The sequence below is a fragment of the Neorhizobium sp. T7_12 genome, assembly GCF_002968535.1.
In the GTDB taxonomy this organism is placed as follows: Bacteria; Pseudomonadota; Alphaproteobacteria; order Rhizobiales; family Rhizobiaceae; genus Neorhizobium; species Neorhizobium tomejilense.
Map to the genome: position 1 here is coordinate 516,782 of NZ_PVBK01000001.1, position 11,564 is coordinate 528,345.

Consider the following 11,564-nt stretch of genomic DNA (forward strand, 5'->3'; position numbering starts at 1 on the left):
TAATCTGCCGGAGAAAGCATTCAGCTTTTTTCTCGACAGTCGAGAAATTAGATGTCAGAGATTCCGAGGGCTGTCAATCGGCACTTGTGAAGGGGAAGGCACTGCCGTATCGACAGTTGGAGTGAGGGAGGCTGCAGGCGGAATGCTGGCGAAATCGAGCACGGAACTGGTCCGGCAGCAGAACAGCGCGCTCGTGCTGTCCGCGCTGCGTCGCCACGGCCGGCTCGCGCATACGGAAATCTCGGATGCGACCGGGCTGGCGTCGGCCACGATCTCCTCGATCACCGCCGATCTGGAGCGCGCCCGCATCATCGAAAAGAGCGAGCAGCAGGCGACCGTCGGCCGGGGACGACCCCGGGTGCTGTTCAGCCAGCGGCGCAATTGCGGTTATCTCATCACCGTCATCATCTCGTCGGACCTGATCCAGTATTCGCTGGTCGATTATGCCGGCACGCTGCTCGACCGGTTCAGCGAATCCCGCGGCGAGGGCGGCACCGCAGCCTTCCTGGCAGCCATCTCGGCGGGCCTGGAACGGGCGGTCGAACGCTCCCGCATCGACCGCGGCAGCGTGCTGCTCGTATCGGTCAGCAGCAAGGGGCTGGCGCATCCGAGCGAACCGGTGCTCGTCTGGTCGCCGGTCTTCGGTTCCCAGCCGGTGGATTTTGCCGCGGCGTTGAAAGACGGCTGGCACGCCAAGGTCATCCTCAACAACGAGACGCTGCTGGTGGCGGGCGCGCTGCTCGAACGCCAGGTGAAGACGCAGGGCGGCGGCGAGCCTGTTCTCGCGGCGCTTTCGCTCGGCCACAGCATCGGGCTCGGGATCGCACGCCGGGTCGCCGGCGGGGTTCCTGAAATCTCGGCGCCCAATTTCGGGCACATGCTGCATATGCCGAACGGTGGGCTTTGTCGCTGCGGTGCGCGCGGCTGCGTCGAGGCCTATGCCGGTTTCTACGCCATCCTGCGCGCCGCCTTCGAGGTGCCGGTGGATACGATCCCCGCGAAATTCGTGCCGGTCGCCGAAATCGACAAGATCGCCACCCGAGCCCGACAGGGCAACCGCATGGCACAGCTCGCCTTTCGCAATGCGGGCGCCGCGTTGGGCTATGGCCTCTCACGGCTGCTCAGCCTGCATGGCCACATGCCGGTTTTCATCACCGGTCCCGGCACCCGCTACCAAGACCTGCTGCAGGCGGGCATAGAGGAGGGGCTGGCGCAGACGCATGTGGTGCGGCTCGGCGGCATGCCGGGCCTGACCGTCGTGCCGGACGAACCTTCCCTAGTGTTCGAGGGACATCTCAACCTTGCATTTTCGATCGTCGACCAGGATATCATCGGTTCACGCCAGAGCATGCAGGCCGCCGGGGAATGACCCATGGCGAGTGACTGGCAGCGAACGACTGGCCGGGAGTTAAGACTATGATCGATCCGAACCATCCCTTCTACGAGCCGCTCTGGCGCCGGGTGCTGATCCCCGCGGTCTGCGCCGCGTGGGCGATATTCGAACTGGTTGCCGGAGAACCCTTCTGGGCGATCATCGTCGGCGCCATGGGTGCCTATGCCGCCTACAAGCTGTTCATCGAAAGGAAAAAGCCGCCGGCGGAGAAGCCGGCCGACGAGCCGCAGGACCAGGATCTAAACTAGCGCCAGAACAGGCCTTTGATCGCGGTGTCGATCAGCAGGTTGGCAGTCTTCATGCGGGTATTGGCGTTCTCCCGGAATTCCGGTGCGACCCCGTCGGGATGGTTGGCCTTGGCGAAATGTCGGCGTTTTTCGCCGAGCGTCGCCTCCGTGTCGGCGGCCGTGATGTCAAGCTCCGCGGCGACCTCCTCGGTCGTCAGCCGCAACAGGTGGGCGGGGATGACCGGTGCCGGCGGCTCCTCTTGCGTCAGCAGCGATTCGATTGCGATCTCGGTAACGTCCGGAAGGAAAGCGAAATAGGCCTCGGTCCCGGTGGCCGTCACCACCGGGCCGTCATCCTGCGGCGCGACGAAACCCATGCCGAGCCCCTTGATGCGGAAACCCGTGCCTGCCTCTTCGGCCTCGTCTTCACTATGCTCTTGCTTCAGTCGCGTCAGAACCGACTGGAAGACCGATTGCCCAAACAGCATGCGCCACCTCTTTTATGGGGCGGGACCAGAACATGCGAAGGTGGTGTCGAGCTTGTGCGGGCATATTGGCGGCTATCGGATGAGCCCCTCGGGGGCTCATCGAGCCGTAAGGCTCATCAGCGTACGACGGGTTCGCCGTGATATCTGCGCTTTGAGGGTTTCGAGACGCCGAAGCCGACTTCCATCATGAGCCTCGGGTGATGTTTGGCGACCGTCCCCATATGGAAGCCGAAGGGGTCTTCGACGAACCCGTAGCCGGCCTTGCCCGTCTGGGTGAGGGCGCTTTCCTCTCCGTAGAATTCGAGCACTTCTTCTGCCGGATGACCAACGAGCAGGGTCAGCTGGTGCTTGAGCCGCCGCTTGTTGTGGCTGCCGCGCATATAGACGTGCGGGCCAGCGTCCTCATCGACATTCGACAGGTAGAAGAAGAACTTCAGCATCCGCCAGTCGTCGAGATCGAAATGAAACTTGAAAGAGGCACGGCTGAGATCGGCCTCCGAGGCGGATTGAGTGGGAAAGCTCCACCACGTCCGGGTGGTGATCAGCTTGGCTTCGCCACCGAGATAGTGCCTTGCGATATCCAGAAGAAGAGGATCCTGCTGCACTGCGACCGCCGCCTCGCAATCGGCGATCCTTTCGAAATGATGACCGCTCAAGATCGCCCGTCCGAATCGGCGCTCGGCTTCCGCGTGTTCGCCGGCACGGAATTCGAGTTTCCGCTCGAAATTGCCGAAACAAGGGGTTTCGGATGCAAAACGGGCGATCTCCTGCCGAATCCCATCGGGCAGGACGAGGCCGGTAAAGATCCCGTTCCGTCGGAGTTCGTCGGCGACCATATCGGCTTCGATATCGCCGAACATCGATGTTTGCCGCTGCGCAGACTTCGAGATGGGCTTGGCGGTCAGCCAATGCGCCCGCCTGAACGGAATTGTCCGGGCCAAAAGGAACATCGGAAGCCAAGCCGGGTTTTCCCGCAGGTCGGTGAAATAGGTGGGCAGGCGTGCGGCCATTCGCCGGAAAGTTCCGCCATGGCGCGCGATCGATTCGAGATCCTGCGGCTTGGTTTTGGACGTCTCAAGCATCTGGTATCCTCATTCGGGCATGGCATTTGCCATGCGTTTCGGTAACCCGCAGCCCCGCGCATCGTAGGCAGCAATAGTCCGTGCCGCAATGCAGCATAGATTGCCGCCTCCGGAATCTTCAACCCTTGAACTGTTTGTGAAATCGGGAACACGGTGCGTGGTTAAGAAACCATTGCGCCGCACAACGGTGTGAGCCGGTGATTTACGGTCGGCCGAGAACGCCTGCTATGGCGTCCCCGGTTGTTGCGCGTCCGTCACCCCTGGGATTGCGTCTGGCCCTGCTGGCTTTGGGCCTGCGCCACCGTCAGCGAGACCTTGAGGTTTTCGCCGGCCGGGCCGAGGCGCATGCCGGAGACGGGGGCGCAGTCGCGATAGCAGAGGCCGGAGGCGACCCGCACATAACTGTCGTTCGGGCAGATCTTGTTCGACGTGTCGAAGCCGACCCAGCCGAGGCCCGGCAGATGCACTTCCGCCCAGGCATGGGTGGCGGCCTGTTCGGTCTCGCCTTCCATCAGCAGGTAGCCGGAAATGTAGCGCGCCGGGATATCCAGCAGGCGGGCGGCCGTGATGAAGATATGGGTATGGTCCTGGCAGACGCCGGTCTTTGCCTCGAGCGCCTGTTCGGCGGTCGTCTCGGTGCCGGTCGCACCCGGCACATAGGCAACGGTCTCATGGATCGTTTCCATCAGCGCGTGCATTTTTGCAAGCTCGCTGTCGCCCTTCAGGCTTTTGGCGAGTTCGCGGATGAGCTTGCCCGGCTTGGTCAGCGCCGTCTCGCGCAGGAACAGCCAGAGCGGGCAGAAACCCTGATGCGGGCCGAACACGCCGGCGCGGTCGAGGGTCTCCACCTCGCCGGAGGCGACGATGCGGATCATGTGTTCGGTGCCCTCGGTGGAGACCAGCTCGACACGGTTGCCGAACTGGTCGGCATAACCCGCCTCGATCTTGGCGCCATCGACGGTGATCGACCAGTTGATGACCTTCTGGCCGGGACCGTCGGTCGGCGTCAGCCTGAGCCGCTGCAGCGAATAGGGCACCGGCTCGTCGTAGAGATATTCGGTCGTATGGGAGATCTTCAGCCGCATGTGCGGTAAATCCTGTGCCTGTTGGGCCTACTGATAAAAGCGGTAGCCTTCGGAGATTTCGGCGCTGAGCTGGTTATTGCGGCTGACGAAATCCTCCAGGAATTCGTGCAGGCCCTGGTCCATGATGTCGGAGATCGAGCCGCGCTTCAGCGTCGAGCGGATCGCCGCCGCCGTCTCGTGCGCCTTCAGTCGCTCATCATAGGTCTGTGCCAGATAATCGAGATTGCTGGTGATCTTCTCGTAACAGTAAGCCAACGAGCGCGGCATCTGGACTTTCAGGATGAGGAAGTCGGCGATGTTGGCGGATTGATATTCGCCGTCATAGACCCAGCCGTAGGAACGGTGGGCCGAGACCGAGCGCAGAATCGATTCCCATTGGTAGTTGTCGAGCTTCGATCCGACCTGGCTGATCGCCGGCAGCAGCACGTAATATTTCACGTCGAGAATGCGGCTGGTGTTGTCTGCGCGCTCGATGAAGGTGCCGATGCGCGAGAAGTTGTAGAGGTCGTTTCTCAGCATCGAGCCGTGGAAGGCGCCGCGGATCAGGCCGCAGCGGTGCTTGATGACGTCGATCAGTTCCGGGAGGTCGGTCTGCTTCAGCTTGCGGGAAAGCCGGGCCTTCAGGTCGATCCAGCATTCGTTGGTCGCCTCCCAGGTTTCGCGGGTCAGAGCGGTGCGCACCATGCGGGCGTTGTTGCGCCCGAATTCGATGCAGGACATGACGCTCGACGGGTTCGAGGTGTCGCGCAGCAGGTAGTCGATGGCGTCCGCCGCCGTCAGTTCGGCGTGCACTTCCGAATAGGCTTCGCGCACGCCGGCGCTTTCGAGCACGCCGTGCCAGTCCTCGTCGGAGGAGCCGGCGCGGGTCAGCGATACGCGCAGGCCGGCATCGACGAGGCGAGCGATATTCTCCGCCCGCTCGATGTAGCGGAACATCCAGTAAAGGCCGTTTGCAGTTCTTCCGAGCATGTATCTACGACCTCAATCTTCCAGTACCCAGGTGTCCTTGGTGCCGCCGCCCTGGCTGGAATTGACCACCAGCGAACCCTGTTTCAGGGCCACGCGGGTCAAGCCGCCGGGGATGATCTTCACCTTGTCGGAAACCAGCACATAGGGGCGCAGGTCGACGTGACGGGGGGCAATCCCCTTGTTGACGAAGATCGGCACGGTGGACAGCGCCAGCGTCGGCTGGGCGATGTAGTTGTCAGGCCTGGCCGCCAGCTTCTCGGCGAAGTCGGTGCGCTCCTTCTTGCTGGCCGTCGGGCCTACCAGCATGCCATAGCCGCCCGAACCGTGCACTTCCTTGATGACGAGTTCCTCGATGTGCTCCAGCACGTATTTGAGGCTGTCGGGTTCGGAACAGCGCCAGGTCGGCACGTTTTCGAGCAGCGCCTTGCGGCCCGTGTAGAACTCGACGATCTCCGGCATGTAGGAATAGATCGCCTTGTCGTCGCAGATGCCGGTGCCGGGCGCGTTGGCGATGGTGATGTTGCCGGCCCGGTAGACGTCCATGATGCCTGGAATGCCGAGCGCCGAATCCGCGCGAAAGGTCATCGGATCGAGGTAGTCGTCGTCGACGCGGCGGTAGAGCACATCGATCGCCTCGTAGCCGCGGGTGGTGCGCATCTTGACGCGGCCGTCGATGACGCGCAGGTCACCGCCCTCGACGAGCTCGACGCCCATCTGGTCGGCGAGGAACGAGTGTTCGTAATAGGCCGAGTTGAAGATGCCGGGCGTCAGCACCGCGACGCGTGGCCGCCCCTTGCAGCCCGGAGGGGCCAGCGAGGCGAGCGACTGGCGCAGCAGCCGCGGATAGTCCTCGACCCGCTGCACCTTGTTCAGCGCAAACAGTTCGGGGAACATCTGCATCATGGTTTCCCGGTTTTCCAGCATGTAGGAAACTCCGGACGGCGTGCGGGCATTGTCTTCCAGCACGTAGAACTGGTCCTCGCCGGTGCGCACGATGTCGGTGCCGACGATATGGGTGTAGACGCCGCCGGGCGGCTTGAAGCCGATCATTTCGGGAAGGAAGGTGACGTTCCTCTCGATCAGCGCGCGGGGAATGCGGCCGGCCTTGATGATCTCCTGCTTGTGGTAGATGTCGTCGAGGAAGGCGTTGAGCGCCAGAACTCGCTGCTCGATGCCCTGCGCAAGCTTGCGCCATTCACGAGCCGAGATGATGCGGGGAATGATGTCGAAGGGGATGAGCTTTTCGGAACTGTCTGCGTGTCCATAGACCGCGAATGTGATGCCTGTCTTTCTGAATATGTTTTCCGCGTCTTGGGTTTTGCGGATCAGGTGCGCAGCGTCCTGACTGGCATACCATTCGTGGTAGGTCTTGTATGGCGGTCGCGGAAGGTTTTCCGCAGTCAACATTTCATCAAATGCCAAAGGCGCATTCCCCTTTTTTGGCCATAAGAGTACAACGGTGCAGGCAATGCAAGAACTGTGCGCAATTCGCGGAAAAGAATTCTGCGCGTCAAAAAATACAGGCTCCGGGCCCCACCCGTCAGTAAATGCGCTGATTCTAGCGCTCGGCAAGCATCCTATTTTAGGAGGAGGTGAATAAGCCTCCTGCCTTGAAAAACATCATCTGCCCCAAGTGGTGTCCAAGCATTGTTCAAGCGCTGCTCATCGCAATCATCAGTTTTTCTGCTTTGACGATGAAACGGGGTGGGAATAAGCAGGCGGTTTCCATGAAAGCGGCCGCTGCCGAAATCTCCGCCGGACATCCCCATCATGCTCGACCGCCTGGCTCCGGCCCTCTTCGTCCTCCTCTGGTCCACGGGCTGGATCGTCGCGAAATATGCGGCGGTGCACGCCGATCCCCTGACGTTCCTGGCCGGACGGCACGCGCTCGCCGCCGCGGCGTTTTTCGCGGTCTGCCTGATCACCCGGGCCAAGTGGCCGAAGAGCCGGGCCCAGCTCGGCCATGCAATGTTCTCGGGCGTTTTCCTGCACGGGCTCTATCTCGCCGGCGTCTGGTATGCGATCGGACAGGGTGTGCCGGCCGGCCTTTCCGGCATCATCGCCGGGCTGCAGCCGCTGCTGACCGCCATGGTCGCGCCGCTTTTCCTCGGCGAGCGCCTCAAGTCCTTGCAGAAGGTCGGGCTGGCGCTCGGGTTTGCCGGCATCCTGATCGCGATCTCGCCGCAGCTTCTCGACCTCTTCGAGCGCGGACTGGCCGGACTTGCGGTTCCCGTGCTGATCAATTTGGTCGCCATGACCTCGGTTACCTACGGGACGCTCTATCAGAAGCGGCACCTGCAGGAGGGCGACCTGTTCTCGATCGCCACGCTGCAATTCGTCGGCGCGCTGATCGTCACTATCCCGCTGGCGCTCAGCCTTGAAAACCTGCGCTTCGACTGGACGCATGAGGCGATCTTCGCCATGGCCTGGTCGGTCCTCGGCCTGTCGATGGGCGCCGTCGGCCTGCTGCTCTACCTCATACGCCGCGGCCAGGTGTCCCGCGCCGCCTCGCTCATCTACCTGATGCCGCCGGTGGTGGCGATCGAGGCGGCGATCCTTTTCGGAGAACCGCTGACCCTGCCGATGATCGTCGGCACGGTGATCGTAGTGGCGGGCGTCTACATGGTGAACCGGAAGGCCTGAGGGAGTTTTTCATTCGGTCAGGAAACGGGTGTCGATGCGAAACGGGCAGCCTTAGACAGCGGATGTAACCAACAGGAGGTACATCATGCTAACCGACAAAGTGGCCATCGTGACCGGCGCATCAAGCGGCATCGGCCGGGCTGCCGCCCTTCTCTTCGCCCGGGAAGGGGCTGCCGTCGTTGCCAACGCGCGAGGCGAGGCGGAATTGCAGAAGCTTGTTTCCGAGATCGAGGCGGCCGGCGGACGTGCGGTTGCCGTGGCAGGCGATGTCGCGGACGAGGAAACTCACCGGACATTGCTCGAAGCCGCGCTTGGCCGGTTCGGCGGCCTCGACATCGCCCTGAACAATGCCGGCACGGTCGGGCCCTACAAGCCGTTAGGCGAGGTGACGCTGGAGGAGTGGCAGCATACCCTGGCCATGAACCTCACGAGCGCCTTCCTCGGCGCCCGTTTGCAGATCCCGGCCATGCTCGAGCGCGGCGGCGGGTCGATCATCTTCACCTCTACCTTTGTCGGCACCAGCGTCGGCATTCCCGGCATGGGGGCCTATGGCGCGTCCAAGGCCGGGATCATGGGTCTGGTGAAAGGGATTACCGCCGACTACGGAGCGCGCGGCATACGCGCCAATGCGCTGCTGCCCGGCGGTACGGACACCCCGATGGCGGGAGACGCGGCGCAAAAGGAATGGGCGGCGGGCCTGCATGCCCTCAAGCGCATCGCCCAGCCCGAGGAAATCGCCCGGGCCGCACTTTTCCTGGCAAGCCCGATGGCGAGCTTCGTGGCAGGGTCCGCGCTCTATGCGGACGGCGGGAACGCCGCGGTCAAATGACAAAAAAAGAGGCCGCGCGAGCGGCCTCTTTGCTATGTTTCCCTATGCAGGGTTGCCGTTACGCCGGGCGGCGTGTGCGGCCCTGCTGGCCGGAGCGGTTGTCGTTGCCGAACTTTACCGGGCCTCCGTTGCCGCCAGCGGCCGGCCGGGCGGCTTCGACGCGCGGGCCGCGGTTGTTGCGCTGGGCAGCAGGCTCATGGGCGCCGTGTGCGGCATGGGGGTTCTGAGCCCCATTGCCGCCCTTGCGGTGTTCCTTGCGGGGCTCGGTGCGCGCCGGGCGGCCTTCGCCGTTCTGGGGACCGAACTGCTTCTTGGCCGGGCGGAAATCCGACGTGGTCGTCAGGTCGTTGTCGACTTCCGGGCGCGGAGCGTCCTCACCGCGGCGCTGGCCGCGGAAATCGTCGTTGCGACGGTTGTCGCGCTGCGGGCGATCACCATGGGGACGAGCCGGACGCTGGGGACGGTCGCCGCCCTCGGCACCTTCTGCTGCAAAGAACGGCTTGCGGGCCGGACGGTCGCGGCGCTCGGGACGGCCTTCGCCGTTGCCGCGTGCCTGGCCGTTGCCGCCCCGGCCGCTTTTGGCCGCGCCGCCACGGTTGTTGTTACCGGCACCGCCGCGTGGCTGGCGGCCGCCTTCGGGGCGTTCGCCGGATGCGGTGGTGATCTCGATGTTCATCAGACGCTCGATATCGCGCAGCAGACGCGCTTCATCGGGAGCGCAGAAGGCGATCGCGATGCCGTCACGACCGGCACGTGCGGTACGGCCGATGCGGTGAACATAGGCGTCCGGGACTTCCGGGAGATCGTAGTTGAAGACGTGGGTAACGCCGGGGATGTCGATGCCGCGGGCAGCAACGTCGGTGGCGACCAGAACGCGGATCTCGTTGTCGCGGAAGGCCTTGAGGGCGCGTTCGCGCTGGCCCTGGCTCTTGTTGCCGTGGATCGAGGCGACCTTGAAGCCGATATGCTCGAGATGCTTGGAGAGCTTCTCGGCGCCGTGCTTGGTGCGCAGGAAGACCATGGCGCGGCCGGTCGGGTTTTCTTCGAGCGACTTCTTCAGAAGGTCCGTCTTGTCGTTCTTGCCGACCACGAAGTGGACGAACTGTTCGACCTTGTCGGCAGCCTTGCCGGGAGGCGTGACCGAAACCTGGACCGGATCCTTGAGGAAGTCGGAGGCAAGATCTGCGATCGCCTTCGGCATGGTGGCCGAGAAGAGCAGGGTCTGGCGCTTGTTCGGCACCATCTTGGAAATCTTGCGCAGATCGTGGATGAAGCCGAGATCGAGCATCTGGTCGGCTTCGTCGAGAACGAGGTAACGAACCGCGGTCAGGCCGATGGCACGGCGGGCGATCAGGTCGAGCAGGCGGCCCGGGGTGGCGACGAGAATGTCGGTGCCCTTTTCGAGCTGCAGCTGCTGCTTGTTGATCGAGGCGCCGCCGACAACGGCGTTGATCTTCATCGGCGTGCCGCGCACGTAGCTCTTCAGGCTGGCGGCGATCTGGTTGACCAGTTCGCGGGTCGGAGCGAGGATGAGCGTACGGGTGGTGCGGTTGTCAGGACGCTTCGGGTCCTTGGCAAGCATTTCGATGATCGGGAGACCGAATGCAGCGGTCTTGCCGGTGCCGGTCTGAGCAAGGCCGATCATGTCGCGGCCTTCGAGAAGCTGGGGGATGGCCTGGGCCTGGATAGGGGTAGGCGTTTCGTAACCGAGCGCAAACAGAGTGGCTACGGTCTGCTTGGACAGACCAAGCTCGTGGAAATTCGTCAAGTCGAATACCTTTTCGGGGCGCCAAAAGCGTATCGCCGGACTGGCACCATGCCGTCCGGTCTGCCTTTGGCGTCAAGAACCCCGCGTGAAGTGGGAACTTGCAAGTTGGAAATTGCTCTCCAGCGCTTAAACCCTCCGGGATCGAGGGCGATCTATCTGTGCGCCTTGTTCCTTCTTCGCGGTGTCTTTAATGACGCGGGGCCAACTCACGCGGCGGCCGGAAGGTGAAAGCTGAAGCGCATTTGGTGGTTTTCCGGGCAAAAGTCAAGCAGATGTTTCGCAATCGCGAAATGGCGTGGCTTCCCCGCCGAGGCAGACGCGGCGCTCCGAATGTCTCCACCACAGCAAAAAGCCTGCCTCCGCCGGCGGCGGAAACAGGCCCTTAGGATATGCGATCAGCCTTGCGGATCAGCGCGAGCAGACTTCGACGCGATAGGGTTCGCCATAGCGGTTGCGGCGCCATTCGAGCTCGCAGACCGGCGGGTAGTCGCGGTAATAGGCGCGGCGGTAATAAACGGGCGGCGGGGGCGGGGGAGCATAGTCGTATTCCGGCTCCACATATTCAGGCTCGGCGTAGGCCGGCCGCTGCGATCCGGCGACGATCGCGCCGCCGATGATGCCGCCGGCAAGGCCAGCCGCCACGCCAGGCCAGACGTCGCGATGGCGGTCGCGGGCTTCAGCCGCAGGAGCGGTCACCGTCAGGGCGCCCGCTACGGACAGTGCGACGAGGCCGAGTGATATCGTCTTCTTCAGTGCCGACATGTTCTTTTCCTTTCCCTTTTTGTCCTCAAGGGGTGCAGAAATCGTGGCGCGCAAAGGCGGCGGATTGATGAAGACGATTTCCCGATAGTCTGAACGGACGTTCAGCTTCATGCCGCTTTCGGTTGATTTTCGTCAAGCCTGAGCAATCGCCAATGGAGATCGTGGCGAGATCGTGGCAATCTCATGGCAAGGGTTTGGCGGTGCAAAATCGGCCAAGCCTTCGATTCTCCTTCCCGATCGATCCGCGACAGCTTCATCCGCGACGCGGGCGGCGAACATTGGTACTCGACCTGAGGCTGTATTTTCGACGGGAGGCCC

General features: G+C 63.0%; 11 protein-coding genes. 4 read left to right on the forward strand and 7 right to left on the reverse strand.

The features are described from left to right. Positions 1 to 142 precede the first annotated feature (142 nt). Both C5J26_RS02565 and C5J26_RS02570 read left to right on the forward strand, forming a co-directional pair. The gene (locus C5J26_RS02565; RefSeq protein WP_105400374.1) at positions 143 to 1,369 is read left to right on the forward strand and encodes an ROK family transcriptional regulator; all 1,227 of its coding nucleotides are present in this window, start codon (positions 143 to 145) and stop codon (positions 1,367 to 1,369) included. Between the two features lie 47 nt (positions 1,370 to 1,416). Beyond that, complete coding sequence (locus C5J26_RS02570; protein ID WP_105400375.1) at positions 1,417 to 1,641, forward strand: hypothetical protein; 225 nt, start codon at positions 1,417 to 1,419, stop codon at positions 1,639 to 1,641. Here C5J26_RS02570 and C5J26_RS02575 read toward each other — a convergent pair. The 5 genes from C5J26_RS02575 to C5J26_RS02595 form a co-directional block, all read right to left on the reverse strand. Continuing rightward, complete coding sequence (locus tag C5J26_RS02575) at positions 1,638 to 2,108, reverse strand: hypothetical protein (protein ID WP_105400376.1); 471 nt, start codon at positions 2,106 to 2,108, stop codon at positions 1,638 to 1,640. The two genes, C5J26_RS02570 and C5J26_RS02575, sit on opposite strands and share 4 nt — an antisense overlap. A 116-nt stretch (positions 2,109 to 2,224) precedes the next feature. Next, positions 2,225 to 3,190 carry a hypothetical protein gene (locus C5J26_RS02580; protein ID WP_105400377.1) on the reverse strand — a complete coding sequence of 322 codons (966 nt, stop codon included), beginning with the start codon at positions 3,188 to 3,190 and terminating at the stop codon, positions 2,225 to 2,227. Positions 3,191 to 3,444: 254 nt separating this feature from the next. Next, on the reverse strand, positions 3,445 to 4,275 hold the full coding sequence (locus tag C5J26_RS02585; protein ID WP_105400378.1) for a transglutaminase family protein: 831 nt from the start codon (positions 4,273 to 4,275) through the stop codon (positions 3,445 to 3,447). Positions 4,276 to 4,302: 27 nt separating this feature from the next. Further along, a complete protein-coding gene (locus C5J26_RS02590; RefSeq protein WP_105400379.1) occupies positions 4,303 to 5,244 on the reverse strand; it encodes an alpha-E domain-containing protein in 942 nt (313 codons plus the stop codon). Positions 5,245 to 5,256: 12 nt separating this feature from the next. After that, positions 5,257 to 6,666 carry a circularly permuted type 2 ATP-grasp protein gene (locus C5J26_RS02595; RefSeq protein WP_105400380.1) on the reverse strand — a complete coding sequence of 470 codons (1,410 nt, stop codon included), beginning with the start codon at positions 6,664 to 6,666 and terminating at the stop codon, positions 5,257 to 5,259. A gap of 345 nt (positions 6,667 to 7,011) precedes the next feature. Here C5J26_RS02595 and C5J26_RS02600 point away from each other — a divergent pair, with 345 nt between their 5' ends. Beyond that, on the forward strand, positions 7,012 to 7,887 hold the full coding sequence (locus C5J26_RS02600) for a DMT family transporter (RefSeq protein ID WP_105400381.1): 876 nt from the start codon (positions 7,012 to 7,014) through the stop codon (positions 7,885 to 7,887). Positions 7,888 to 7,972: 85 nt separating this feature from the next. Further along, entirely contained in the window at positions 7,973 to 8,716 is a 744-nt protein-coding gene (locus C5J26_RS02605; protein ID WP_105400382.1) for an SDR family oxidoreductase, read from the forward strand. 58 nt (positions 8,717 to 8,774) lie between these two features. Here C5J26_RS02605 and C5J26_RS02610 read toward each other — a convergent pair whose 3' ends face one another. Further along, positions 8,775 to 10,484, reverse strand: a complete 1,710-nt coding sequence (locus tag C5J26_RS02610; protein ID WP_105400383.1) for a DEAD/DEAH box helicase — start codon at positions 10,482 to 10,484, stop codon at positions 8,775 to 8,777. 408 nt (positions 10,485 to 10,892) lie between these two features. Next, entirely contained in the window at positions 10,893 to 11,357 is a 465-nt protein-coding gene (locus C5J26_RS02615) for a hypothetical protein (RefSeq protein ID WP_371673487.1), read from the reverse strand. Positions 11,358 to 11,564: the final 207 nt, after the last annotated feature.